This is a genomic window from Saccharopolyspora tripterygii, assembly GCF_054778355.1.
The window spans coordinates 448,519-473,960 of the sequence record NZ_BAAGZP010000040.1 but is presented as its reverse complement, the minus strand read 5'-3'; the positions used below and the strand labels follow the sequence as shown (position 1 = coordinate 473,960).

24 protein-coding genes are annotated in these 25,442 nt (G+C 70.5%); 16 read left to right on the top strand and 8 right to left on the bottom strand.

The features are described 5' to 3' along the window. The first annotated feature begins 565 nt into the window (after window positions 1-565). Window positions 566-1,498 carry a heme o synthase gene (locus ACYVF3_RS29565; protein WP_461157554.1) on the top strand — a complete coding sequence of 311 codons (933 nt, stop codon included), beginning with the start codon at window positions 566-568 and terminating at the stop codon, window positions 1,496-1,498. Window positions 1,499-1,619: 121 nt separating this feature from the next. Here ACYVF3_RS29565 and ACYVF3_RS29560 read toward each other — a convergent pair whose 3' ends face one another. Then, window positions 1,620-2,588: a quinone oxidoreductase family protein gene (locus ACYVF3_RS29560; RefSeq protein ID WP_461157553.1), complete on the bottom strand. Its 969-nt coding sequence runs from the start codon at window positions 2,586-2,588 to the stop codon at window positions 1,620-1,622. A 208-nt stretch (window positions 2,589-2,796) separates the two neighbouring features. On the opposite strand from ACYVF3_RS29560, the gene ACYVF3_RS29555 reads away from it, so the two are divergent. Continuing rightward, window positions 2,797-3,114, top strand: coding sequence for a hypothetical protein (locus ACYVF3_RS29555; RefSeq protein ID WP_145737067.1), 318 nt, complete (start codon window positions 2,797-2,799; stop codon window positions 3,112-3,114). 98 nt (window positions 3,115-3,212) lie between these two features. Next, window positions 3,213-3,716 (top strand): GbsR/MarR family transcriptional regulator, encoded by a 504-nt coding sequence (locus ACYVF3_RS29550; protein WP_461157552.1) that lies wholly within the window; start codon window positions 3,213-3,215, stop codon window positions 3,714-3,716. A gap of 79 nt (window positions 3,717-3,795) precedes the next feature. Here the strand turns inward: ACYVF3_RS29550 and ACYVF3_RS29545 are convergent, their stop codons facing one another. The 5 genes from ACYVF3_RS29545 to mptB all read right to left on the bottom strand — a co-directional run bounded on the left by ACYVF3_RS29545 (window position 3,796) and on the right by mptB (window position 9,007). Then, window positions 3,796-4,746 (bottom strand): COX15/CtaA family protein, encoded by a 951-nt coding sequence (locus ACYVF3_RS29545; RefSeq protein WP_461157551.1) that lies wholly within the window; start codon window positions 4,744-4,746, stop codon window positions 3,796-3,798. Window positions 4,747-4,808: 62 nt separating this feature from the next. Then, window positions 4,809-5,654, bottom strand: coding sequence for an SCO6745 family protein (locus tag ACYVF3_RS29540; protein ID WP_461157550.1), 846 nt, complete (start codon window positions 5,652-5,654; stop codon window positions 4,809-4,811). A 43-nt stretch (window positions 5,655-5,697) separates the two neighbouring features. After that, window positions 5,698-6,489, bottom strand: a complete 792-nt coding sequence (locus ACYVF3_RS29535; RefSeq protein WP_461157549.1) for an ABC transporter permease — start codon at window positions 6,487-6,489, stop codon at window positions 5,698-5,700. Next, window positions 6,486-7,418, bottom strand: a complete 933-nt coding sequence (locus ACYVF3_RS29530; RefSeq protein WP_461157548.1) for an ABC transporter ATP-binding protein — start codon at window positions 7,416-7,418, stop codon at window positions 6,486-6,488. Before ACYVF3_RS29530 ends, ACYVF3_RS29535 begins: the two co-directional genes overlap by 4 nt. Before the next feature lie 11 nt (window positions 7,419-7,429). Continuing rightward, window positions 7,430-9,007, bottom strand: a complete 1,578-nt coding sequence (mptB, locus tag ACYVF3_RS29525; RefSeq protein ID WP_461157547.1) for a polyprenol phosphomannose-dependent alpha 1,6 mannosyltransferase MptB — start codon at window positions 9,005-9,007, stop codon at window positions 7,430-7,432. Between the two features lie 85 nt (window positions 9,008-9,092). Between mptB and ACYVF3_RS29520 the strand changes: the two genes are divergently transcribed. The 7 genes from ACYVF3_RS29520 (at window position 9,093) to ACYVF3_RS29490 (ending at window position 15,747) form a co-directional block, all read left to right on the top strand. Next, entirely contained in the window at window positions 9,093-9,914 is an 822-nt protein-coding gene (locus tag ACYVF3_RS29520; RefSeq protein ID WP_461157546.1) for a helix-turn-helix transcriptional regulator, read from the top strand. Then, window positions 9,911-11,368, top strand: a complete 1,458-nt coding sequence (sufB, locus tag ACYVF3_RS29515; protein ID WP_461157545.1) for a Fe-S cluster assembly protein SufB — start codon at window positions 9,911-9,913, stop codon at window positions 11,366-11,368. The genes ACYVF3_RS29520 and sufB overlap by 4 nt, the downstream gene beginning before the upstream one ends. 2 nt (window positions 11,369-11,370) lie before the next feature. After that, on the top strand, window positions 11,371-12,552 hold the full coding sequence (gene sufD / locus ACYVF3_RS29510) for a Fe-S cluster assembly protein SufD (protein ID WP_461157544.1): 1,182 nt from the start codon (window positions 11,371-11,373) through the stop codon (window positions 12,550-12,552). Between the two features lie 57 nt (window positions 12,553-12,609). Continuing rightward, a complete protein-coding gene (gene sufC / locus ACYVF3_RS29505; protein ID WP_461157543.1) occupies window positions 12,610-13,383 on the top strand; it encodes a Fe-S cluster assembly ATPase SufC in 774 nt (257 codons plus the stop codon). Further along, entirely contained in the window at window positions 13,380-14,696 is a 1,317-nt protein-coding gene (locus tag ACYVF3_RS29500; RefSeq protein ID WP_461157542.1) for a cysteine desulfurase, read from the top strand. Before sufC ends, ACYVF3_RS29500 begins: the two co-directional genes overlap by 4 nt. A gap of 55 nt (window positions 14,697-14,751) precedes the next feature. After that, window positions 14,752-15,198 (top strand): Fe-S cluster assembly sulfur transfer protein SufU, encoded by a 447-nt coding sequence (gene sufU / locus ACYVF3_RS29495; protein ID WP_461157541.1) that lies wholly within the window; start codon window positions 14,752-14,754, stop codon window positions 15,196-15,198. Between the two features lie 144 nt (window positions 15,199-15,342). Continuing rightward, a complete protein-coding gene (locus tag ACYVF3_RS29490) occupies window positions 15,343-15,747 on the top strand; it encodes a metal-sulfur cluster assembly factor (protein ID WP_145737058.1) in 405 nt (134 codons plus the stop codon). An 81-nt stretch (window positions 15,748-15,828) separates the two neighbouring features. Here ACYVF3_RS29490 and ACYVF3_RS29485 read toward each other — a convergent pair whose 3' ends face one another. Further along, window positions 15,829-17,655, bottom strand: coding sequence for an EAL domain-containing protein (locus ACYVF3_RS29485; protein ID WP_461157540.1), 1,827 nt, complete (start codon window positions 17,653-17,655; stop codon window positions 15,829-15,831). A 332-nt stretch (window positions 17,656-17,987) separates the two neighbouring features. Continuing rightward, on the bottom strand, window positions 17,988-19,184 hold the full coding sequence (locus ACYVF3_RS29480; RefSeq protein WP_461157539.1) for a lycopene cyclase family protein: 1,197 nt from the start codon (window positions 19,182-19,184) through the stop codon (window positions 17,988-17,990). A 60-nt stretch (window positions 19,185-19,244) separates the two neighbouring features. Here ACYVF3_RS29480 and ACYVF3_RS29475 point away from each other — a divergent pair, with 60 nt between their 5' ends. From ACYVF3_RS29475 to ACYVF3_RS29450, 6 genes are all read left to right on the top strand, one after another. Beyond that, a complete protein-coding gene (locus ACYVF3_RS29475) occupies window positions 19,245-20,756 on the top strand; it encodes a deoxyguanosinetriphosphate triphosphohydrolase family protein (protein ID WP_461157538.1) in 1,512 nt (503 codons plus the stop codon). An 81-nt stretch (window positions 20,757-20,837) separates the two neighbouring features. After that, complete coding sequence (locus tag ACYVF3_RS29470) at window positions 20,838-21,512, top strand: acVLRF1 family peptidyl-tRNA hydrolase (RefSeq protein WP_461157537.1); 675 nt, start codon at window positions 20,838-20,840, stop codon at window positions 21,510-21,512. A gap of 184 nt (window positions 21,513-21,696) precedes the next feature. Beyond that, on the top strand, window positions 21,697-23,325 hold the full coding sequence (locus tag ACYVF3_RS29465) for an ABC-F family ATP-binding cassette domain-containing protein (RefSeq protein ID WP_461157536.1): 1,629 nt from the start codon (window positions 21,697-21,699) through the stop codon (window positions 23,323-23,325). 188 nt (window positions 23,326-23,513) lie between these two features. Beyond that, a complete protein-coding gene (locus ACYVF3_RS29460; protein ID WP_093260265.1) occupies window positions 23,514-23,723 on the top strand; it encodes a helix-turn-helix domain-containing protein in 210 nt (69 codons plus the stop codon). Between the two features lie 49 nt (window positions 23,724-23,772). Further along, entirely contained in the window at window positions 23,773-24,585 is an 813-nt protein-coding gene (locus ACYVF3_RS29455) for an enoyl-CoA hydratase/isomerase family protein (protein WP_461157535.1), read from the top strand. 113 nt (window positions 24,586-24,698) lie between these two features. Then, entirely contained in the window at window positions 24,699-25,325 is a 627-nt protein-coding gene (locus ACYVF3_RS29450) for a TetR/AcrR family transcriptional regulator (protein ID WP_461157534.1), read from the top strand. Window positions 25,326-25,442 lie beyond the last annotated feature (117 nt).

Sequence of the window (25,442 nt, the reverse complement as noted above, 5' to 3'; positions counted from 1 at the left end):
GTCGGCGGCGAGCACGCGTGCGGTGTCCACAGCGCGCTGATCCAGCTCGGTCCAGTCGTTGGGCAGTCGCTTGGTCGTCAAGCGGGCAAGGTCGTCGGTGACGGACACGGACGCAGCTCCAGTTTTCCTTCGGCGGTATTTCCCTCAACGCGGCGAACGGTCCACTGGACCGATTCGAACCGCAGTTATCCCTCGTCCGTCGGGCAGCCTAGTCGCTGCCGATCAGGTGCCCGGCGGCCCGTTTGAGAAACGGTGTCGTCCCCCTGCTGAACCAGCCTCGACCTGCGAGAACCGTTCCTTCGCACGGTGGGGGAGCCGGCGATTCGTCGACCAGCGTGCACCAGAACCGGTCTTCGCGCTGGTGAACCGCCGTAAACGCGGCTATCGCCGAACGGTTCCAGTTTAGCCCCACGACCGTGTGAACAGGCGCACTCGCACCCGCGCGGGACGGGGTTCTGTAGCGCGACTACTATTGCTTAACGGTTCGGTTCCGTTCTTCTCCGGGACCGGCGGGAGTGCGATCAGCAAGTGCGGGGAGTGCCATGTCAGCGGTGAGCGCAGCGTCGTGACCACCGCCGCGCACCTCTCCCGTCAGCCCACCCGCAAGGTCGCTGACCTGCTCAAAGCCTATCTGGGCCTGGTCAAGCCGCGGGTCATCGAGCTGCTGCTGGTGACCACCATCCCCGCCATGCTGCTGGCCGTGCGCGGCATCCCCTCGCCCTTCCTGGTGCTGGCCACGCTCGTCGGCGGAACGATGGCCGCCGGCAGCGCCAACGCGCTCAACTGCGTCGTCGACGCCGACATCGACCAGGTGATGAAGCGCACGCGGGCCCGACCCCTGGTGCGCCACACGGTCTCGAACCGGCACGCGCTGATCTTCGGCATCGCGCTGGGCGCCGGATCGTTCCTCGTCCTGTGGGCCGCCACGAACCTGCTGGCAGGCGTGCTGGCCGTGGTCACGATCCTGTTCTACGTCTTCATCTACACGATGGTCCTCAAGCGGCGGACCGTGCAGAACATCGTCTGGGGCGGCGCGGCGGGCTGCATGCCCGTGGTGATCGGCTGGGCCGGGGTGACCGGCCGCGTCGACTGGCCCGCGCTGGTGATGTTCGGCGTGGTGTTCTTCTGGACGCCGCCGCACACCTGGTCGCTGGCGATGAAGTACAAGGACGACTACGAGCGCGCCGGTGTCCCGATGCTGCCGGTGGTGGCGCAGCCGACCGCGGTGTCCCGGCAGATCGTGCTGTTCACGTGGCTGATGGTGGCGTGGACGCTGCTGCTGGTCCCGGCCACCGGCTGGCTCTACGCCGCCTTCGCGGTGGTCTCCGGCGCCTGGTTCATCGTGCTCGCCCACCGCCTGCACGCGGCCACCAAGCGCGGGGTGCCCACCAAACCCATGCGCCTGTTCCACATGTCCAACACGTACTTGATGATCGTGTTCGTGGCCCTCGCGGTGGACTCGGCCCTGAGCCTCCCCGTCCTCGGCTGGCCCTGGTGACCCGCTGACCGTTCTCGTTCGTGGGGACCGTTGTCGTTCGTGGGGTCGGGGAAGTTCTCATGAAAACCTCCCCGACCCCACGACGTCACCGCACCCGAGTGCCGCGCGAACGTCGGACCGGTCAGGGGACGATGAGGAGCTTGCCGGTGGTCCGGCGGGCTTCCAGGTCCTCGTGGGCCTTGCGGGCGTCATCCAGCGCGTAGGTGCCGCCGACGCGGAGGGTGATCGTGCCGCGGGCGATCCAGTCGAAGACCTCGCCCGCGCGCCAGTCGAGCTCGGCGCGGGTGAGGATGTGGTGCGCCAGCGACGGCCGGGTCAGGAACAGCGAGCCGCTGGAGTTCAGCCGCTGCGGGTCGACGGGCGGGACGGGGCCGCTGGAGGCGCCGAAGAGCGCCAGCGTGCCGCGCGGGCGCAGGCTCGCCAGGCTCGCCTCGAAGGTCGACTTCCCGACCCCGTCGTAGACCACGTCCACGCCGCGCCCGTCGGTGAGGTCGCTAACCTCGGCGGCCACGTCGGCGTCGGTGTAGCGGATGATCTCGTCCGCTCCCGCCTCGCGCGCCAGCCGCTCCTTCTCGTCGGTGGACACGGTGCCGATGACGTTCGCGCCCTTGGCCTTGATCAGCTGGGTCAGCAGCAGGCCCATGCCGCCTGCGGCCGCGTGGACCAGCGCCGTCTCGCCGGTGGCGACCGGGTGCGTCGAGGTCACCAGGTAGTGCGCCGTCATGCCCTGCAGCATCGCCGCGGCGGCGGTGTCGGCGGCGACGCCCTCGGGAACCTTGACCGCGGCGCTCGCCGGGACCAGCGCCTTCTCGGCGTAGCTGCCGGGCGCCATCGCCCACGCCACCCGCTCACCGACGGAGAACCCGTCGACGTCCGCGCCCACGGCGACGATCTCGCCCGCGCCTTCGGAACCCGGGGTGAAGGGCAGCTGCATCGAGTAGACGCCGCTGCGCTGGTAGGTGTCGATGAAGTTCACCCCGGCCGCGGCGACGTCGACGAGCAGCTGCCCGGAGCCCGGCTCGGGCACCTCGACCTCACCGAGTTCGAGGACCTCGGGCCCGCCGTTGGTCGCCACCCGGATCGCGCGCATGTGTCTTCTCCTTCGCAGGGGCTTGCTTCTGTGTCCTTGAGGAGCAACGCCGTCGTCGCCGTCGATCATCCCGGCCGCGACGACCTGCTCGCATCTTCGGCGTCGCGCGCGCGTCCCGCGCGATTCGCGCGCCGCCGAACCGCAGAGATCGAGTGTCGTGCGCAACGACCGGTTCTGCCCGGGGGCGGGAGCTGTTTAGGATCCCGGCATGACAGCCGAGAAGGACACCGAGCAGAGCACCGCGCCGACCCCGAAGGCCCTGGCCGTGGCCAAGGCGTTCGTCGCCGACCACGGCGGATCGGCCCGCGCGGTGGTGGAGAACATCGGCCGCGCCGGCGCCCGCGTGGTGCTGGTCGGTGAGGACGGCCGCCTCGGCGACGTCATGGTCACCAGCCCCGCTGTCGGCGAGGCGCTGGTCGAGGCCGTCGACGGCCTGACCTCCAGCGAGTGGGACGCCGACACCACCGCCGCGCTGAAGATCGGTGCCGCGCACCGTCGCAAGATGGCCGGTCCGCGAGCCCGCTGACCTGGTTCTTCGGCGGACACGCCGCCGCGCCGGCTGGTCGAGTCGTTCGTTGTGGTTTATGTTTTCAGCGGATACTGAACTCGATCTAGGGAGGCGGCGTGTCCGAGGCCGACGACTACCTGCAGCGCACCGACCGACCGGCCATGTCCGAGTGGATCGAGCAGATGGCCGCTCACTTCGAAGCCACCGAGGGGATGCCGCTGATCGCCGGCCGCATCCTGGCGTTCTTGCTGATCTGCGACCCGCCGGAGCGCACCGCCAGCGAGCTCTCGCACGCGCTGGCCGCCAGCACCGGCTCGATCAGCACCAACGTCCGGCTCCTGATGCGCCTCGGCGTCATCTCCAAGACCACGCGCCAAGGCCGTGAAGCCGCCCTCTACCAGGTGGAGGAGGACCGCTGGCCCGCCCTGGTCCGCCAGCGGATGGAACGCGTCACCGACCTCGAAGAGCTCACCGCCACCGGGCTGCGCATGTTCAGCGGCCAGGGCGAGCGCGCCCGCCGCCTGCGGACGGTCAACGAGTTCTACAAGTGGCTCGCCGGCGAGATGCCGGAGCTCTGGCGGCGCTGGGAGCGGGAGGGCAAGCCCAAGCTCCGGTTCTGATCTTGCTCGGGAGTCGCTCCGGGTGGCGGAAACTCCCGAGAGGGAAGGCGCAGCTCCTCGGCGGTCTCCGAGCGGTGGGTCAGACCGCCACGGACTCCTGCTCCTCGGCGACCTCGGGGTGGGGGAGCGGGCCGCGGTTGCGGGACTCCGTCCACAGGGCCGCGGTCGTGATGATCACGCCCGTGGCGGCGGCGACGTGCAGCACCACCATCGCCTCCGGGACGCCCAGGTAGTACTGGGCCGAGCCGATCGCGCCCTGCACCAGGACCATCGCGCAGGCGGTGATGTAGGCCTTGATCAGCGCCTTGGTGGGGCGGGCCGAGCGCAGCCAGACGCCGAAGACCGCCAGCATCAGCACGTAGGCCATCACCAGCAGGCCGTGCAGCTGGACCGCTGTGGTGACCGCGAGGCCCAGGCGAGGCGTGTCCGGGTCGCCCGCGTGCGGACCGGCCGCAGTCACCAGCGTGCCCGCCACCAGCACGGCCGCGGTGACCACGACCAGCGCGGTCAGCAGGCGCCGCATCGGCTTGGGCACGATCCCCAGCGGTGCGCGGTCGCCCTCGGTGGTGGCCTTGACCAGCATCGCGGCCAGCCAGATCAGGATCGCCGAGGCCATGAAGTGCACGGAGACGCTCCACCAGGCCAGGTCCACCAGCACGGTCATACCGCCGATGACCGCCTGCGCGAGGACGCCGAGCGGCATGAGCAGCGCCAGCCGCACCAGGCGCGTGCGGCGGGGCAGGCAGCGCCACGCCGCCAGGAAGCAGGCCAGCGCGATGAAGCCGACGACCCCGGTCAGCAGCCGGTTCCCGAACTCGATCGCCTGGTGCAGGGCGGCGACCTCCGCGTGCGGCACCGGGACCATGCTGCCCGGGAAGCACTGGGGCCAGGTCGGGCATCCCAGACCCGAGCCCGTCACGCGGACGGTCACACCGGTCACCGAGATCAGTGCCTGCGTCACCAGCACGGCGATCGCGAGGATCCGCACGGTGCGCGGTGACGGGCGGGAGATCCAAGTAGGTAGCGCCACAACTGAATGGTATTCCGCCGCTCGGATCAACCCGCCCGCAGGTCACGCCTGGGCAGTCCGGGTCACTTGAACAGGCCGGATGGCAGCGCACCCGCCCCGGCCAGGGCCTTGCTGAGCTTGCCGCCCTTCTCCACGAGCGTGGCGGTGCGCTCCTCGCCGAGCGCCTGCCACGGCGCCAGCGCCATCTCGTCGGTGCGGACCTCGATCTCCTCGCGGAACTGCTCGCCCTGCTCGGTGAGCACGGCCTCGGCGTCGACCAGGCCGCGCTCGCGCAGCTGCTCGGTGGCCTCGGCCCACTCCTGCTCGGACCACTCGCGCAGCGTGCGGGCGGCCTCCGGGGTGAACCCGCCGCGCACGCTGCTGTGCAGCACGAGCGACTGGATGCCCGAGACGCCTGCCTGCTGCAGCGCCGCGATGTGGCCGTCGCCGCGGAACTCGCGCAGCAGCGTGATCGCGTGCCACAGCTTGAGGTGCGGTGCCTCCGGCCAGGCGAGGTCGGCGTGCCCGGCGTAGAGCGGCTTGCCCTCCGGGCTGCACCCGCCGGTGGCGATCCGCGCCAGCTCCGCGGCCTCGGCGACGTCGTCGGAGGCCAGCACCTCGTCACCGAGCAGCCGGTGCAGCGCGGCGTCCACGGCGTCCAGGCGGGCGTCCAGCACGTCGGCCGGTGCGGCGATGTCCCAGGCGTCCGGGATCGACTTGGCGACCGACACCGGGTTGAAGTTGTAGAAGGTCGCGGCGACCACACCAGCGCCGACCGGGCCCATCGCAGCCGAGCGGCCCGCGTAGTAGCTCATCCGACCGGGCTTGAGGCCGAGGGAGGTGAACCGGTCCTCGGCTTCCGGCGCGAAGTAGATCATCGCGTGGACTAATTCGAGAGATGCCTTGGCGTGGCGAGCGATCTTCGTCATGCCGCCACTGTAGGGATCCCCGTCGTCCGGTGGTGCGCCCGCGTCAGGTCAGCTTGGTGGTGCGCAGCGCGGTGGCCCCGCACGCGACGCCCCAAGCGAGGAGCACGAGGATCGGCTGCACGCCGGGCAGCGCGCCGTGGACCAGACCGGCGTCGAGGGCTTCGGCCAGCGCGCCCGAGGGCAGGAACCCGGCGATGGTGCTGAGCGGGCCGGGCAGGTCCTCGGCGGGCAGGGCCAGGCCTCCGGCGAGCAGCAGGACGAACCAGATCGCGTTGGCCAGGGCCAGCACGATCTCCGGGCGCAGCGAGCCGCCGACGAGCACGCCCGCGGCGCCGAAGACCAGCGTGCCCAGCACCAGCAGCCCGGCCCCGGGCAGCAGTCCGGCCAGGGCCGGTGACCAGCCCAGGAGCAGGGCCGTCACGCCCAGCACCACGGCCTGCAGCGCCACGACGAGCAGGGTCGCCAGCACCCGGCCCGAGATGAGCGTCCAGCGCGGCAGGGCGGTCGCCGAGAGCCGCTTGAGCACGCCGTAGCGGCGGTCGAAGCCCAGGGCGATGGCTTGGCCGGTGAACGCCGTGGACATCACCGCCAGCGCCAGGATGCGCGGCATCACCGAGTTCACCCGGGGCTCCGGGAGGTCGCCGATGTGGATGACGCTCATGCCGATGAGCAGTGCGATCGGGATGATCAGCGTGAGCAGGGCCTGCTCGCCGTGCCGGACGATCAGCAGCGTCTCGATGCGGGTCTGCGCGGCCAGCATCCGGAGCGGGCGGCCCCGGCCGGGGGCGGGCTTGAAGGTTCCTCCGGGGAACCGGTCGCCGAGCTCGGCGGTCACGATCGAAGCTCCCGTCCGGTCAGGTCCAGGAAGACGTCCTCCAGGCTGCGGCGGGTGACCCGCAGCTCGTGCGCCAGCACGCTGTGCTGAGCGCACCACGCGGTCACGGTGGAGACCACCTGCGGGTTGATCTCGCCGCGCACGACGTAGTCGCCGGGCCGCAGCTCCTCGGCCTTGTAGCCCTCGGGCAGCGCGGCGAGCAGCAGGTCCAGGTCCAGGCCGGTCTGCGAGCGGAACCGGAGCTCCTGCTTGCCGTCGGCCGGTGAGGTGAGCTCCTCGGCGGTGCCGTCGGCGACCGCGCGGCCGTGATCGACGATGACGACCCGATCGGCCAGGGCCTCGGCCTCGTCCATCAGGTGCGTGGTCAGCAGCACGCTCACGCCGTCCCGGCGCAGCGCGGCGATCAGGTCCCACACCAGGCGGCGGGCCTGCGGGTCGAGGCCTGCGGTCGGTTCGTCGAGGAAGACCAGCTCGGGGCGGCCGATGAGGGCGCAGGCCAGCGACAAGCGCTGCTGCTGACCCCCGGAGAGCCGCTTGTAGGAGGTGCGGCGCACCGACTCCAGGCCCAGCACTTCCAGCAGCCAGGCCGGGTCGAGCGGGTTGGCGGTGCACGCGGCGACGAGGTGCAGCATCTCCTCGGCGCGCACGCCCGGGTAGGCGCCGCCGCCTTGGGGCATCACGCCGATGCGGGGGCGCAGCTGCTCGCCCTCGGTGCGCGGGTCGAGGCCCAGGACGCGGACCTCACCGCCGTCCGGGCGCTGGAAGCCCTCGCAGATCTCGACCGTCGTGGTCTTGCCCGCGCCGTTGGGGCCCAGCAGCGCGAGCACGCTGCCGCGCGGCAGGCGCAGGTCGAGCCCGGCGACCGCGGTGGTGTCCCCGAAGCGCTTCTCCAGCCCGCGCAGCAGGACGGCCGGACTCTCGTTGCTCACGGATTCACAGCCTATTGCGTGACGGGGCGAACGCGGTCGAGGGTGGGCCAGAGCGCGGGCATGCGCTTCCTCACCAGCACGACCGTGATCGCGAAGGCGATGATCGCGGCGATCACGGCGAGCGGGATCTGGTAGGCGCGCAGCACGAATCCGGCCCCGGTCGGCGGGATCACCAGGGACACGGCCGCGCAGATCACGGTCGCGGTGATCCGGAACCGGGAGCTGTTGGTCGACAGCGCCAGCGGCACCACGGACCACAGCAGGTACCAGGGCCACAGCACCGGCACGGCCAGCGCGAGGGTGAGGAAGGTCGCGCCCATCGCCACCAGCGGCTGGACGCGGCCGCGGAAGGACAGCCACAGCATCCACAGGCACACGCCGGCCACGATCAGGTAGCCGATGATCTTGGTGATGACCAGCATGGCGTCGGTCTGGTTGCCCAGCCCCAGCAGCGTGGACACCCCGCCGCCGGTCATGCCGAAGGCGGTCAGCGGTGCCATGAAGGTCTTGACCCGGTTGGGCACGTCGAAGGTGTCGATCCAGCCCAGGCCCCACCCGCTGCTCAAGGTGATCACCGTCATCGTGGTCAGGAACACGGCGCCCAGCAGGCCGCCGACGCGCACCAGGTCGCGCCATCGACCGCCCTGCAGCAGCACCAGGCAGATGCCGAAGAACCCGAGCGCGATCCACCCCGGTGGTTTGATCGCCCCCGCGATGGTCAGCAGCACTCCGGCCCCGACCGTGCCGGGGATCGACTGGTACCGCAGGCCCAGCTCGATGGCCGTGAGCATGATGCCGACCATCAGCGCCTCGTTGTGCATGCCGCTGATCACGTGGAACAGCACGATGGGGTTGGCGACGCTCAGCCACAGCGCGGCGGCCGGGTGCACCCCGCAACGGCGGGCCAGGCGGGGGATCGCCCACACGGCCAGCGCCAGCCCGCACAGCATCACGACGCGCCAGAGCAGCACGCCGAAGATCACGTTGTCGCCGATGATCCGCGAGATCTGCTGGCCGAACATCAGGAACAGCGGGCCGTACGGCGAGGGCGTGTCGCGCCAGATGTTGGGCACGTTGCTGGTGAACGGGTGGTCCACGCCCAGGCCGATGGCCGGGCTGACCAGGTACGGGTTGAACCCGCGAGCGGCTACCTCGCTCTGCGCGAGGTAGCTGTACATGTCGGTGCTGAACAGCGGCGGGCACAGCGCCAGCGGCAGCCCCCACATCCCGGCGGTGCGCGCGAGCTGGCCGACGCTGACGATCCGCTCGCGACCGGGCAGGCACAGCCGGCCCAGCCACAGCCAGGCGGCGACGATCATGAGCATCCCGAGCCAGCAGATCGCCATCGCGACCGTGGGCATCCGGGTGAGCAGGCCGAGCAGGCGGGCGCCGTAGAGCGGGTTGATCACCGGGTTGGCGCCCGCGCCGAACGCACCGGCGGCCAGGATCAGCGAACCGGTGGTGCCGAAGCGGCGGACGTGGTCGAGCTGCCTCCGTTCGGCATGGTCGATCGGCGACGTGCTCGTCCGTTCGGTTGAGTCCGATCCGGGGAGCAATTCCGCCTGGTCCGTCGTTTCGCCTGCAGCCACGAGGACGCAGCCTAATCGCGTGAGTCAGATCACGTGCCCGCCCCGCGCCCTGGTGCGTGCGATCGAAATAGGTAACATTCGTGTTGTGAAAAAGGTCGGGACGTCGACGCCGACCGCAGCCGCCACCGAGACGGGGCCTGCGGGCCACCCCGGCGCGGCTGCGCAAGGCGACGGCAGGACCCGGCACACGGTTGCGCGGTTGCTGCTGGAACGGGGGCCGATCACCGCTGCGGCGGTGGCCGAAGAGCTCGGGGTAAGCCCCACCGCGGTGCGCCGGCACTTGGACGTGCTGGTCGCCGAGGGTGAGGCCTACACCCGGGAGTCCTCTCCGCGCGGTCGCCGTGGTCGTGGCCGGCCGGCGAAGCTCTACCTGCTCACCGAGTCAGGCAGGGCCAGGTTCGGGCACGCCTACGACGACCTGGCGGTGGCCGCGTTGCGGTTCATCGCCGAGAACGAAGGGGAACAGGCGGTGCGCGAGTTCGCCGAGCGGAGGATGGCAGCCCTCGTGGCCCATCACCGCGACGCGCTCGTGGCCGCCCGGACCCCGGCCGAGCGCGCGGAGGTACTCGCCGACGCGCTCACCCGGGAGGGCTACGCTGCCTCGGCGCGCAGCGTCGGAAGCGGCGAGCAGCTCTGCCAACACCACTGCCCGGTGGCGCACGTCGCTGCGGACTTCCCGCAGCTGTGCGAAGCCGAGACGGCGGCGTTCGCCGAAGTACTCGGCACCCACGTGCAGCGGCTGGCCACGATCGCGAACGGTGATGCGGCCTGCACCACGCACGTACCAACCGCGCGGTTGTCGGATCCGGGTCGGCACGACCCGGAGACCGAACAGACCTCTGCCGGTCCGGTCCCGAAGGACCGGCAGAACACCGCCCCGATTCCTGCTGGAGGGGAGTCCGTATGACTGCCGCTGCGGAGCAGCGCAATCCCACCACCGACGGTTCTGGTCAGCTCACCCAGGAAGAAACCCTGGCGACGCTGGGCAACTACGAATACGGCTGGGCCGATGAGGACGTCGCGGGCGCTTCCGCCAAGCGAGGTCTGTCCGAGGACGTCGTCACCGACATCTCGGACAAGAAGAGCGAGCCCGAGTGGATGCTCGAGACTCGCATGAAGGCCCTGAAGCTGTTCGACCGCAAGCCCATGCCGAACTGGGGCGCGGACCTGTCGGGCATCGACTTCGACAACATCAAGTACTTCGTGCGGTCCACCGAGCAGCAGGCCCAGACCTGGGAAGACCTGCCCGAGGACATCAAGAACACCTACGACAAGCTGGGCATCCCGGAAGCGGAGAAGCAGCGGCTGGTCGCGGGTGTCGCCGCGCAGTACGAGTCCGAGGTCGTCTACCACCAGATCCGCGAGGACCTGGAGGAGCAGGGCGTCCTGTTCCTGGACACCGACACGGCGCTGCGCGAGCACCCGGAGATCTTCAAGGAGTACTTCGGCTCGGTCATCCCGGCCGGTGACAACAAGTTCTCCGCGCTGAACACCGCCGTGTGGTCGGGTGGCTCCTTCATCTACGTGCCGCCGGGCGTGCACGTCGACATCCCGCTGCAGGCCTACTTCCGGATCAACACCGAGAACATGGGCCAGTTCGAGCGGACGCTGATCATCGTCGACGAGGGTGCCTACGTGCACTACGTCGAGGGCTGCACCGCTCCGATCTACTCCAGCGACTCGCTGCACTCGGCGGTCGTGGAGATCATCGTCAAGAAGGGCGGCCGCTGCCGCTACACGACGATCCAGAACTGGTCGAACAACGTCTACAACCTGGTGACCAAGCGCGCCAAGGCCGAAGAGGGCGCGACCATGGAATGGGTCGACGGCAACCTCGGCTCCAAGGTCACCATGAAGTACCCCTCGGTGTTCCTGATGGGCGAGCACGCCAAGGGCGAGGTCATGTCCGTCGCGTTCGCCGGCGAGGGCCAGCACCAGGACGCCGGCGCGAAGATGGAGCACCTGGCGCCGCACACCTCCTCGACGATCGTCTCCAAGTCGATCGCCCGCGGTGGTGGCCGCACCTCCTACCGGGGTCTGGTCAAGGTCGCCAAGCGCGCCCACCACTCCTCGTCGAACGTGAAGTGCGACGCGCTGCTGGTCGACACCATCAGCCGCTCGGACACCTACCCGTACGTCGACGTCCGCGTGGACGACGTGACCATGGGTCACGAGGCGACGGTGTCCAAGGTCAGCGATGACCAGCTGTTCTACCTGATGCAGCGCGGTCTGACCGAGGACGAGGCGATGGCCATGATCGTCCGGGGCTTCGTCGAGCCCATCGCGCGCGAGCTGCCGATGGAGTACGCGCTTGAACTCAACCGACTGATCGAGCTGCAGATGGAAGGGGCCGTCGGCTAAAGATGAGCACCACTGAGACCGACGCCGCTCAGCACGGCTTGACCGAGCACTCCCACGGGGGGCCTGTGATCCCGCAGGCCTCCCGGGGCGAGCGCTTCCGCTCCTACGACGTCGAGGCCTTCGAGGTCCCCGGCGGGCGCGAGGAGAACTGGCGGTTCACCCCGCTGAAGCGGCTCAAGGGCCTGCACGACGGTTCCGCGACCGCCACCGGCAACCTCAAGATCGAGGTCACCGGTGAGGCCACGACCGAGACCGTGGGCCGCGACGACGCGCGCATCGGCAACGGCGGCGTGCCCGCCGACCGCGTCGCCGCCCAGGCCTGGAGCGCCTTCACCGAGGCCACCGTCGTCACCGTGCCCAAGGAGACCAAGCCCGACGGGCCGATCACCGTCACGGTCGACGGCCCCGGTGCCGGCCAGGTCGCCTTCGGCCACCTGCAGATCCACGCCGAGCAGTTCGCCGAAGCCGTGGTCGTCATCGACTACCGCGGTTCCGGCACCATCGGCGACAACGTCGAGTTCGTCGTCTCCGACGGCGCGCAGCTGCGGGTCGTGTCCATCCACGACTTCGCCGACGACGCCACGCAGGTCAGCTCCGAGCACGCCACGCTCGGCCGCGACGCGGTGTTCCGCCACTTCGCCGTCACCCTCGGCGGCGACCTGGTGCGGGTCAACACCACCGTCAACTACGCCGACAAGGGCGGCGACGCCGAGCTGCTGGGCATCTACTTCGCCGACGCGGGCCAGCACCTCGAGCACCGCATGCTGGTCGACCACAGCGTGCCCAACTGCCGCAGCAACGTGCTCTACAAGGGCGCGCTGCAGGGCGATGGCGCGCACTCGGTGTGGATCGGCGACGTGCTCATCCAGGCCGCAGCGGAGGCCACCGACACCTACGAGCTCAACCGCAACCTGGTGCTGACCGAAGGTGCGCGGGCCGACTCGGTGCCGAACCTGGAGATCGAGACCGGCGAGATCGAGGGTGCCGGCCACGCCAGCGCCACCGGCCGGTTCGACGACGAGCAGCTGTTCTACCTGCAGGCCCGGGGCATCCCGCAGGACCAGGCCCGGCGCCTGGTCGTGCGCGGCTTCTTCGGCGAGCTGCTGCAGAAGATCAAGGTTCCCGAGGTGCGCGAGCGCCTCGAAGCCGAGATCGAGGAAGAGCTCGCAGTCGTCGGCGCCTGAGCGCACCACGATCGAATCCAGACCTTCGGTACCACCACACCAGGAGAACGAGAAGAAATGGCCACCCTGGAGATCAAGGACCTGCACGGTTCGGTCCTCACCGAGGAAGGCGCGAAGCCGATCCTCAAGGGCGTCAACCTGACCATCGACTCCGGTCAGATCCACGCCATCATGGGCCCCAACGGCTCCGGCAAGTCGACCCTCGCCTACGCGCTGGCGGGTCACCCCAAGTACCAGATCGACTCGGGCACCGTGCTGCTCGACGGCGAGGACGTCCTCGAGATGACCGTCGACGAGCGCGCCCGCGCGGGCCTGTTCCTCGCGATGCAGTACCCGGTCGAGGTGCCGGGCGTGTCGATGTCGAACTTCCTGCGCACCGCCGCCACCTCCGTGCGCGGCGAGGCCCCGCAGATCCGGCACTGGGTCAAGGAGGTCAAGCAGTCGATGTCCGACCTGGACATCGACCCGTCCTTCTCCGAGCGCAGCGTCAACGAGGGCTTCTCCGGCGGTGAGAAGAAGCGCCACGAGATCCTGCAGCTCGACCTGCTCAACCCGAAGTTCGCCGTCCTGGACGAGACCGACTCCGGCCTCGACGTCGACGCGCTGCGCGTCGTCTCCGACGGCGTCAACCGGTTCAAGGACAAGGGCGACAAGGGTGTTCTGCTGATCACCCACTACACCCGGATCCTCAACCACATCCGCCCGGACCGCGTGCACGTGTTCTCCGACGGCAAGGTCGTCGAGTCCGGTGGCGCCGAGCTCGCCGACGAGCTCGAGGCCAACGGCTACGTGCGGTTCACCGGTAAGAAGGAGGCGGCCGCCCAGTCATGACCCAGCAGCCTCTTCGCACCACTGGTGCGAGTGCTTCGGCCGACGTCGCAGTGCCCTTGGACGTCAGGGAAATCCGCGCGGACTTCCCGATCCTCGGGCGGACGATCCGCGATGGCAAGCGCATGGTCTACCTCGACTCCGGGGCGACCTCGCAGCGGCCGCGCCAGGTGCTCGACGCGGAGCGTTCCTTCCTGGAGACCTCCAACGCGGCCGTGCACCGCGGCGCGCACCAGCTGGCCGAGGAGGCCACGGACGCCTATGAAGGCGCGCGGGAACGCATCGCGAACTTCATCGGCGTCGGGGATGACGAGGTGGTGTTCACCAAGAACGCCACCGAGGGCGTGAACCTCGTCGCGTACGCCATGAGCAACGCCGCGACGGCCGGGGCGGAAGCCGAGCGCTTCCGCCTCGGCCCCGGGGACGAGATCGTGGTGACCGAGATGGAGCACCACGCCAACCTCGTGCCGTGGCAGCAGCTGTGCGAGCGCACCGGTGCCACGCTGCGCTGGTTCGGCGTCACCGACGAAGGCCGGCTCGACACCTCTGATGTCGCCTCGGTGATCTCCGAGCGGGCCAAGGTCGTGGCCTTCACCCACCAGTCCAACGTGCTGGGCACGGTGAACACGGGCGAGGAGATCATCCGCCGCGCCCACGAGGTCGGCGCGCTGGTCGTGCTCGACGCGTGCCAGTCGGTGCCGCACGCGCCGGTGGACTTCAAGGCCATGGGCGTGGACTTCGCGGTGTTCTCCGGGCACAAGATGCTCGGGCCCTCCGGGGTCGGCGTGCTCTACGGAAGGCGCGAGCTGCTCGACGGGATGCCGCCGTTCATCAGCGGTGGATCGATGATCGAGCTGGTGCACATGGAGCGCTCCACGTTCGCCCCGCCGCCGCAGCGGTTCGAGGCGGGCGTGCCGATGACCTCGCAGGTCGTCGGGCTCGGTGCCGCCGTCGACTACCTCTCCGGGGTCGGCATGGACCGGGTCGCGGCGCACGAGCACGCGCTCACCGAGGCGGCGCTGCGCGAGCTCGGAGCGATCGACGGGGTCCGGATCATCGGCCCCGAAGACACCGGGAACCGCGGTGGCGCGGTGTCCTTCGTGATCGACGGGGTGCACCCGCACGACGCCGGTCAGGTGCTCGACGACCAGGGCGTGGAGGTCCGGGTGGGCCACCACTGCGCGTGGCCGCTGCACCGGCGGATGGGAATTCCCGCGACCGTGCGCGCGTCGTTCTACTTGTACAACGAACTGGACGAGGTCAAGGCGCTGGTGGACGCGGTGCGCGAGTCGCAGCGCTTCTTCCGCGTCGTCTGATCCGCCAGTACCTGGCGTGACCGCTAGCCGGTCCGATACCGCCGAGGATCGCGACATGCAGCTTGAGCAGATGTACCAGGAGATCATCCTGGACCACTACCGCAACCCGCACCGGCACGGGCTGCGGGAACCGTTCGACGCCGAGTCCTTCCAGGTCAACCCGACCTGCGGGGACGAGGTGACGCTGCGGGTGCGGTTGACCGGCGACAACGACAGCGCCGTCGTCGAAGACGTCTCCTACGCGGGACAGGGCTGTTCGATCAGCCAGGCGGCGGTGTCCGTTCTGACCGACCTGGTCGTCGGCAGGCCGCTGAAGGAAGCGCTGGAGACCGAGGCCGCCTTCAGCGAGCTGATGCACGGCCGCGGCAAGGTCGAACCGGACGAGGACGTGCTGGAAGACGGCATCGCCTTCGCCGGCGTGGCCAAGTACCCGATGCGGGTCAAGTGCGCCCTGCTCGGGTGGATGGCCTTCAAGGACGCCGTCTCCCGATCCCAGGGGTGACGTTGGTTCGCCGTCCTCACCGCGAAGCCGCTCAGGACCCGCGACGGCGCCGGGTGCTGAGGCGAGGTGACGGGGGAGCGGCTCCGCCGCTTGCCCGACAGCACGGCTCCGGGCCAGAGTGAGCAGAGACTTTCAGGAGGCAATGTGAGCGACGAGACCCAAGTGCAGGACGACGTGGCGCGCAATGCCGACGCCCTGCCCGAGCAGGCCGCCCCGGCCGCCGAGGTCGCCAAGCTGGAGGACGTCGAAGAGGCGCTCCGCGACGTGGTCGACCCCGAGCTGGGCATCAACGTCGTCGACCTCGGACTGGTCTACGACGTGCGCGTCGAGCAGGACAACTCCGCCACGGTGGACATGACGCTGACGTCGGCGGCCTGCCCGCTGACCGACGTCATCGAGGACCAGGCCCGCGCCGCCCTCTGCGGTGGCCCGGGCGGCGGACTCGTCTCGGACTTCCGGATCAACTGGGTCTGGATGCCCCCGTGGGGTCCCGAGAAGATCACCGAGGAAGGGCGCGAGCAGCTCCGAGCCCTCGGTTTCACCGTCTGATTTTCTCCGAGGCGGTTCCCGCAGGTGGGGAACCTCGGATGTGAGCAGCCCCCGGCACGCGTGCCGGGGGCTGCTTCGCGCTCAGTGCCCGTGGTGCATCTGCTCCGGGTCCTGGGTCGGGAAGCCCATGGGCGGTGATGGCGGAGGCCCCTGGGCGGGGGGTGCCGGTGGCGGGTTCCGGGTGAACGGCGTGTCGTGCGGTGCGGCTCCGGTCGGCTGGCCCCGGAGGACCTCGATCCGGTCCGTGCCCGGCCGGGACATGACCCAGCTGGAGCCCGCGAGCTGCTTGGCGTAGTGCTTGAGCGGGGCGAGCTTGCTGGAAGCCTGGTCGTAGTCGGCGACCGTCTGCGTCGTGCACACCAGCGTCGCCAACGACACGGTGATCTCCACGTCGCCGGCGGCGCGCGCCGAGCCGAGCACCGAATCGGCCAGCGTCACCAGGTCGTCCAGGTCTGCGACCAGCAGGAAGTCGTCGCCTCCCACGTGGCCGACCTGCACCGAGGTCAACGCCGCCGCCGCGTCGGTGAGGCTGCGGCCGATCGAGCGGATCACGTCGTCCCCGGCGGAGAAGCCGGCGGTGTCGTTGACCGACTTGAACTCGTCGATGTCCAGCCAGCTCACCGCGAAGATCTCCCCGGCGGCGATCCGGCGGGCCACGTCGCGGGCGATCGACTCGCTGCCAGGCAGGCGGGTCAGCGGGTTGAGCGCAGCGGCCTCCTCGACCTTCATCTCGGCCATGCCGCGGATAAGGTCGCCCGCCCGGACGGCGCCCAGGCACCGCCCCGCCTCGTCGACGACGATCGCGTCGTCGTACATCCGGTACTGGTCGGAGCGGGTGACCATGCTCAGCGCTTCCATCGCCGTGGTGGCGGTGTTGACCACGCGCGGCTCGTCGGCCAGGCGCGAGGCCGGGCGCTTCGCGTGCAGCGCGTGCCCGTACGGGCCGGTGACCGCCAGCAGGAAGCGGTTGCGGTCGATCGTGTACCGCGGCCGGTTCTGCTCGTCCACGAGCACGACACCGCTGATCTCGGTGTGGTCGGCCAGCACCTCGCGCACCTTGTCGGCCGTGACGTCGATGGACAGGGCCGTCGCGGGGGACAGGAACTCGGTGACGCGCGGGCCGCTGGCCAGGGTGTTGACCGACGGGGCCTGCGGGTCGGTGACCTCGGCGGCCACGCCCGGGACCGTGCTCGTGGTCGGTGGCCTGCGGCCGGCCGGGGCCAGGAGGTTGCCCTGCACCAGCCGCACGCCGTTGCGGCGCAGCGCGTTGAGCTGGCGGTCGCTCTCCACGCCCTCGGCGACCAGCTGGCTCTCTGTGGCCTCGCACAGGTGGCGGACCGACTCGACGACGGCGACGCGGGCCGGGTCGTCCGGGAGCCCCTGCACCACACCTCGGTCGAGCTTGATGGTGGCCGGGCCGATGTCGCCGATCAACGTCAGCGGGATGTCGCCCTCACCGACGCCGTCGAGGGCGATCTGGAAGCCGTCGGACCGCAGCTTCTCGACCCCCTCCAGCAGCTGGGCGGGGTCGATCCGCGCGAACGGCGGGCCGATCTCCAGGGTGATCTCCTGCTCGCGCCTGCCGACCTCGCGCAGCTTGTCGCGCAGCAGCTGGATCCGGTCGCGGTCGTGCACCACGGTGCCGCCGAAGAGGTTCAGGTGCAGGGGGAGCAGCGACTCGTGCTCCGCCGCCGCCTGCGCCGCGTTCACCGCCAGGTTCACATCGAGCTCGGTGAGCCGCCGGACGCGCGCCGCCTCCTGGAAGAGGTCTTGGACGTGCGCCCCCGCAGGCCGAGCCAACGCCTCGATCGCGACGATGGCACCGGTCTTGATGTTGATCAATGGCTGGAACGCGAAGCGCACTTCGTCCACCAGCGCGAGCACGGAGTCGATATTGCCTCGACTCATGTTTCTCCAGCGACCGTGTTCACGATCTGTTCACCGACATCTCAGCTCCTCCACTTCGGCGGAGCGCCGCCATTCCCGCCGACCAACTTAGCGTGCTTGACCAGCGCCTAACATCAGCCGGACGAACGGTGTGTGGCACTGGGCACGTCATACTGAGTCTGCCTGCTCACCCTGCGTGGACAATGCCCAAAGCCTATCGGGTAAAGCCCTGCACGCTCCGTGAACGTTCCGTGAATAGGCCGACTCGAAAACCGTTTTGTGATGTGCGCGTCTTGCGCGCGGAAGAAAGCGGACGGTATTTCGCCGGAAATTCATCCGAGATCTGGTGCAGATCAACTTCCGCCGAGTCCGTGCTTGGCCGGGGGCCGCCCGAGCGACATCCCGCCCCAGACGATGCTACGGCGGACGCTCCAGGGCACTCGGGCGAACAACGCCGACATGGCGCGTGCGGTGCCGCCGGAGGTGCCCTCACCGGCGAGGAACTCGATCCGGTGGGCTTCGGGCAGCGAGAAGAACGCCTCGAAGAACTCCGGCACCGACTCGGGCGGCAGGGACAGCAGCGCGCGCAGCGCCCGCTGGCGGAGGACGTGCGCGGCGATGGCGTCCGGAGGCCACAGCACCTGCCAGCCCGCCCGGGCGGCGGTGGCCGGTCCGGTGGTCAGGCCACCGCTCAGCGCCGCCGCCAGCCACGGCGCCCGGAGCAGTGCCCGCGCGACGCTGAACCCGCTGGCCGGGTGCACGAAACCGGCCGCCGCGCCGAACGGCACGACCCTGCCGGGGCGGGGCAGCGGATCATCGACCGGGAACCGCACCCGCTCCTCGCCGAGCTGCGCCTGCGGATCGATCCCGGCGTCGGAGAGGCGTCCGGCGAGCCTGCGCCGCAGCAGGGCCAGGGGCAGCGCCGGGCGGCGGGCCAGCGACGTCTCCTCCAGCAGCACCCGGTCCGGACCCAGCCGCACGGCGTAGAGGAACGTCGGCCAGCCGCCGCGGGTGCGCGGCGCCGACCGCCAGTCCATGAACACGCCCTCACCAGGACCGCAGAAGGCGCCGGCGGTGGCGGAGTCGACGACCCAGCCGATCGCGGTCTGCTGCGCGGGAGGGTGCGGTGGCCGGCCGCTGGACAGCGTCCGGGCAGGTCCGGTGGCGTCGACGACCACGCCGGCCGCCAACCGCCTGCCGTCCTTGAGGATCACCGTGGAACCGGTGGGCCCGTGCTCGGCGGCCACCGCGCGGCCGGTCACCTCGGTGACGTCGGCGCGCCAGAGGTGCTTCCACAGGGCGGTGTTGTCCAGCACCGCGTAGGGCCGTCGCCACACGTGCGCGCTCGTGCCGTGCAGGCGGACGCGATCCATGATCGTCGACAGCGCTGCGACGTCCGGCGGCAGCTCGTCGGCCCAGGAGCCGAACGTGCTCGCCCAGCCGCTGCGCGGGGCCGGATCGACCAGAGCCACCGCCAGACCGGCATCGCTGCAGGCCGAAGCGGCGGCCCGACCCGCAGGCCCGCCACCGACCACCACGACATCCGCCACCCGATCATCAGATCACGACCGCGGTGGGGCGCGCGTGGTGGTCGCCGATACCTTGACCGCATGGAGGAAGTGCACGCACGCGCCGCCCGCCGCAGCGACCGGACCGGGCACACCATGCCCGGTGACCTGGCCGCGAGCCCGTTCCGCGCCGACCGCGACCGGATCTCCGCCTCGGCCTTCTTCGCCCGGCTCGGCGGCGTCACCCAGGTGGTGAGCCCGTCCGGCTCGGGCCTGCTGCTGCACAACCGGCTCACCCACAGCCTCAAGGTCGCCCAGGTGGCCCGCGCGATCGCCGAACGCCTGCTCGCCGACCCGGTCACCAGCGCCAGGCTCGACGAGCTCGGCGGCTGCGACCTGGACGTCGTCGAAGCCGCCGGGCTCGGCCACGACCTCGGCCACCCGCCGTTCGGGCACCTGGGGGAGAGCGTGCTGGACCGGCTCGCGCGCGAGCGCTTCGCCCTGCCCGACGGCTTCGAGGGCAACGCCCAGACCTACCGCGTGGTCACCCGCATCGACGTGCGCGGCGTGGAAGGCAAGGGCCTCGACCTGACCGCAGCGGTGCGGGCGGCGCTGCTGAAGTACCCGTGGACCAGGCAGTCACCCGTTCCCCGGCAGGCCGCTGAACTGCCGCGCGGCGCCTCGGAGCCCGCCGGTGCACCGGGCACCGGGGCGGCGAAGTTCTCCGCCTACAGCACGGAGCTCGACGACCTGCTCGACGCGCGGATCCCGTTCGAGAAGGCGGTGCCGGAATGGCAGCAGACCGTCGAGGCGTCGATCATGGACACCGCGGACGACATCGCCTACGCGATCCACGACCTGGAGGACTTCCACCGCGTCGGCATCCTCCAGTTCACGACCGTCCACCACGAGCTGCAGCAATGGCTCGGCCACAGCGTGGAGTTCGCCGCCGATGAGCACGTCGCCGCGAGCGACTCGCGGCCCGGTGCCTCCCTGGAGCTGCTGCGCCGCCGCCTCCACGCCAAGGACGCCTGGATCGCCGACGACGAGGCGTTCACCGACGCGGTGAAGAAGGTGCGCACCGAACTCGCGATCGACCTGCTCGAAGTGCCCTTCGACCGGTCGCAGCAGGCGGAGCAGGCCGTGGCGCGGTTCTCCGGGGACTGGACGCGGCGGCTGGTCGAGGGCATTCGCGTCGACTCGGCCCTCCAGCCCCGCTCGGGCCACGTGGCGCTCGCCCCCGAGCAGTGGCACGAGGTGCAGGTGCTCAAGTTCGTGCACCGGCACTTCGTGCTGCAGCGCCCGGACCTCGCGCTGCACCAGCGCGGCCAGGACCGGTTGATCAGCAACCTGGTGGAGGCCCTCGACGAGTGGCTGGTCGACGACCTCGAGGTCGCACCGCACCGGTTGCGCGACCTGTTCGACCTGGCGCGCGAGGAGTTCGACGAGCTGCCCCGCGAGGCACTGCCCGCCGAGGCCGACCTGACGACGCTTGCCCGGGGCCGAGCGGTGATCGACTTCATCGCCTCGCTCACCGATGACCAGGCCGCCGCGCTGCTGGAAGCCCTGTCGGGACGCACCACGCAGCTGTGGAACGACACCTTCGTCCTCTGAGGGGCGTCCCGGAGTCGGCCTTGCGGGCCGACTCCCACCTGACGCAGCGCCTTCGATGTCGAGCACCGAGCGGAGCGGGATGTGAGCAAGGTTCGTCAGCTGGCCGGCGGCGGCCGAGCCGTCGAGGTGGCACCGGCGCGGGTCGCGGGCTGGTTCGAGCGCTTCGCCACCTCCCACGGCGGCGCCACGGCCACGGCCGTGGAACCGCGCACGGTGCTGGTCACCGCCGAGGACGGTGCCACCGCGACCGTTGCGGTCCCCTTCGAAGCCCTCCCGCCCCCGCACGGAGAACTGCCCGGCCTGGACGTGTCGTCGTTGGTCGAGCACGTGGCGCGGTCCCGTCGGATCGGACTGGTGCTGGTGCGGCTCGGAGCGCACAGCATCGGCGTCGCCGTGGACGGCGTCGTGCAGTCCTCGACCACCGATCGGCACCTGGTGCACGGCCGGAACAAGGCGGGTGGCTGGTCGCAGCAGCGGTTCGCCCGGCGCCGCGAGGGGCAGTCGGCGCGGTCGCTCGCGTCGGCGGCCGATGCCGTCGCCAAAGCGCTGCTGCCCGTCGCCGGTGAACTGGACGCCGTCGTCCTCGGCGGTGACCGGCAGGCGCTGCAAGCGCTGCACGAGGACACCCGGTTGACCAGCTTGTTCGACCGCGCGGAGGCGCGCGTGCTCGACGTGCCGGAGCCACGCCGGGCCGTGCTCGACGAGGCCGCCAAGCGGGCCGTCGCGGTGGAGATCGAGGTGCGCGACCCGCGGTGAGGTTCACCGCAGGGAAAAAGGGGTGGATGCCGCCCGGTAGACTGGGTGACGTGGTCAGCAAGCGAATCCTGGTGCGTTCCCGCGCCACGCCGCGCGTCGATTAGCTCCGCGCCCGCACGCCCACCCGTTTCTCGCCGGTGGGCGCACTCATGCCACGCAGACCACCTATTACCCGGAGTTCTCCTTGATTTCAGCCACTGGCCTGGAACTGCGCGCCGGTTCCCGCATCCTGCTCTCCGACGCCACGCTGCGCGTCCAGCCCGGCGACCGGGTCGGCCTGGTCGGGCGCAACGGCGCGGGCAAGACCACGACGCTGAAGGTGCTGGCCGGGGAGGGCCAGCCGCACGCCGGTGACGTCACCCGGCGCGGCGAGCTCGGTTACCTGCCGCAGGACCCGCGCGAGGGCGACCTGACCGTCACCGCCCAGGACCGGGTGCTTTCGGCGCGAGGCCTCGACAAGATGCTGCGCGACATGGAGAAGGCGCAGACCGCGATGGCCGAGCTCGTCGACGAGAAGGAGCGGGACAAGGCCATCAACCGCTACGGCAAGCTGGAGGAGCGCTTCGGCGCCCGAGGCGGGTACGCGGCCGAGAGCGAAGCCGGGCGCATCTGCAGCAACCTGGGTCTGCCGAGCCGCGTGCTCAACCAGCCGCTGAGCACGCTCTCCGGTGGTCAGCGCCGCCGCGTCGAGCTGGCGCGCATCCTGTTCGCCGCTTCCGAAGCCGGCCCGGGCGGTCGCTCGGCGACCACGCTGCTGCTCGACGAGCCCACCAACCACCTCGACGCCGACTCGATCAGCTGGCTGCGCGACTTCCTGAAGAACCACGACGGCGGTCTGGTCGTCATCAGCCACGACATCGATCTGCTCTCGGCCGTGGTCAACAAGGTCTGGTTCCTCGACGCGGTCCGGGGTGAGGCCGACGTCTACAACATGGACTGGACGCGCTACCAGGACGCGCGCGCCTCTGACGAGAAGCGCCGCCGCCGCGAACGCGCCAACGCGGAGAAGAAGGCGTCCGCGCTGATGACGCAGGCCGACAAGATGCGGGCGAAGGCCACCAAGGCGGTCGCCGCGCAGAACATGGCCAAGCGCGCCGAGAAGCTGCTGGCCTCGGCCGAGCAGGAGCAGGCCAAGGACAAGGTCGCCAAGATCCGCTTCCCGGAGCCCGCGGCGTGCGGCAAGACCCCGCTGACCGCGGACGGCCTGTCCAAGTCCTACGGCTCGCTGGAGATCTTCAGCGGCGTCGACCTGGCGGTGGATCGCGGGTCCAAGGTCGTGGTGCTCGGCCTCAACGGTGCGGGCAAGACCACCTTGCTCCGGCTGCTGGGCGGGCAGGAGAGCGCCGATTCCGGCGGGGTCGTCCCAGGTCACGGCCTACGCATCGGCTACTTCGCGCAGGAGCACGAAACGCTCGACCACGACGCCACGGTCTGGGAGAACGTGCGTGCCGCGGCGCCCGACGCCCCCGAGCAGCAGCTGCGCAACCTGCTGGGCACCTTCCTGTTCCAGGGGGAGCAGCTGCAGCAACCGGCAGGAACCCTCTCGGGCGGTGAGAAGACCCGGCTCGCGCTGGCCGGACTGGTCTCCAGCCAGGCCAACGTGCTGCTGCTCGACGAGCCGACGAACAACCTCGATCCCGCCAGCCGCGAGCAGGTGCTGGACGCGCTGCGCAACTTCGCGGGCGCCGTGGTGCTGGTCACCCACGACCCCGGCGCCGTGGAAGCACTGGAGCCCGAAAGGGTCATCCTGTTGCCGGACGGCACGGAGGACCACTGGTCGGCGGAATACCTGGATCTGGTCCAGTTGGCGTAGCGCTCCGTATACGTCGCCGCCGGGCTACTACGGATGGATTAGTGCATTCCGGTGATCGCCGCGTGCACATCTCGACCGATGGCCGATCTTTTTTCCATGATCGCCTGGCGTTCGGGCCTTTCCTGTTCGATCATTGCGCTGACAGGGGTCGCGAGGCCCGACCTGCTCAGAGGGAAGGCGGGGACACCGTGGCTGAGCTGAAGAAGGGCGCGCGCATTACGGGAAGCGCGCGCGACAAGCTGGCCAGTGATCTGAGAAAGAAGTACGAGAAGGGGGCGAGCATCCGCGCACTGGCGGAGTCGACCGGTCGGTCCTACGGCTTCGTGCACCGGGTCCTGAGCGAATCAGGAGTGCAGTTGCGTGGTCGTGGCGGCGCGACGCGGTCCAAGAAGAAGTGACACCGACGGCCGGCCGCTCCCGGCCGAGCCGTCAAGCCTGGAGGTCCGCTTGGCGGAGTCGGTAGTGGACGCCGGCCTGTTGGATCGTGGCGGTGTGGGGCTCACGATCCACGGGCGGCGTGCCACCATCTCGTTGGACCGCCCGGACAAGCTCAACGCGCAAACTCCGCACACCTGGCAGGCGTTGCGGGAGATCGGCCGATCGCTGAGCGCTGAGATCCGGGTCGTCGTGCTGCGCGGATCCGGCCGGGCGTTCTCGGCCGGACTGGACCGGAGGATGTTCAGCCCTGACGGGGTGGACGGTGCTCCGGGCCTGGCGGCGTTGGCCGAGCGCCCCACCGAGCAGTCCGACGCCGAGATCGCCGGCTACCAGCAGGCGTTCAGCTGGCTGCGCGAACCGGAGCGGGTCACGATCGCCGCCGTGCAAGGGCATGCGATCGGGGCCGGGTTCCAGCTGGCGCTCGCCTGCGACCTGCGGGTGCTGGCCGCCGATGCGCGGTTGCGGATGGCCGAGACCGGGCTCGGGCTGGTGCCCGACCTCGGCGGGACGCTGCCGCTGGTGCGCGCGGTCGGATATTCGCGGGCCGTGGAGATCTGCGTGACCGGACGCGAGGTCGACGCCGACGAGGCGTTGCGGATCGGTCTCGCCAACCAGGTCGTCGCGCCGGACGCGCTCGACGCGGCGGTGGACGCTCTGGTCGAGTCCGTGTCGGGACCGCCTGAGGGCGCGGTGCGCGAGACGTTGTCGCTGCTCGCCCTGGCCGACGAGGCGGTCGACCCGGAGCAGCAGCTCGCGGCCGAGCGCGCTGCGCAGCTCCGCCGCATCGCCGAGCTGGCCGACCAGCTCGGCGCGACCAGATGATGATCATCGACTGGTAATAGCGTCCCGCGCTGCGCAACACCCGTACGCCCTCGCACCACTTCTGTGGTGACGGGGATACGATCTTGCTCAAGTGAGCGAGATCTAGGGGATGCATGACGCAGCGAGGAAACCGTCGGGAACTGCTCGCCGACGCCGCCACCGAGGTGCTCGCACGTGACGGCGGCCGCGGGCTGACCCATCGTGCGATCGACCGCGAGGCGCGGGTTCCGGAAGGCACGACCAAGAACTACTACCCGACGCGCAACGCCCTGTTCGAGGCGATCGCGCACCACCTCGCCGAACGTCACGTCGCCGCGCTCGAAGCGCTCTGCGCTCACATCCCCGACGACGTCTGCCCGGACGACGTCACCGCGCTGTACGCGGCGATGCTGCGCCGCATGTCGGGCAACGCCCGATCCCAGTTCCTCGCGCTGTTCGAGCTGCACCTGGAAGCCGTCCGCAACGCCGAGGTGCGCGCGAAGCTCGGCGCGATCAGCCGGGCGAGCGTCGACACGGCCGTCCAGCTGCACACCGCGGTCGGGCGCGGGATCAGCAGGCGCGGCGCGGGACTGCTCGACGCGGGCATGCTCGGCGTCGCGCTCTCATCGTTGAGCCTGCCCGGCGACCTGGTCGGCGAACTCGGGCTGGACGACGCGGACGGGATCACCCGAGCGCTGCTGACCTTGGGCGCCACCCACGACGAACCGGCCCTGGAAGTGCTGCGCGACTGGGCGGGTTGATCGGTTCGAAGATCAACCGGATGCGCTGCGGGACCGGGAGATGACTCGCGGTAGCCTCACTGTGAACGAGCTGCGCCTGGGGTGCCCGAGCTGGTGCCCGTGATCGGAGTGGATGCA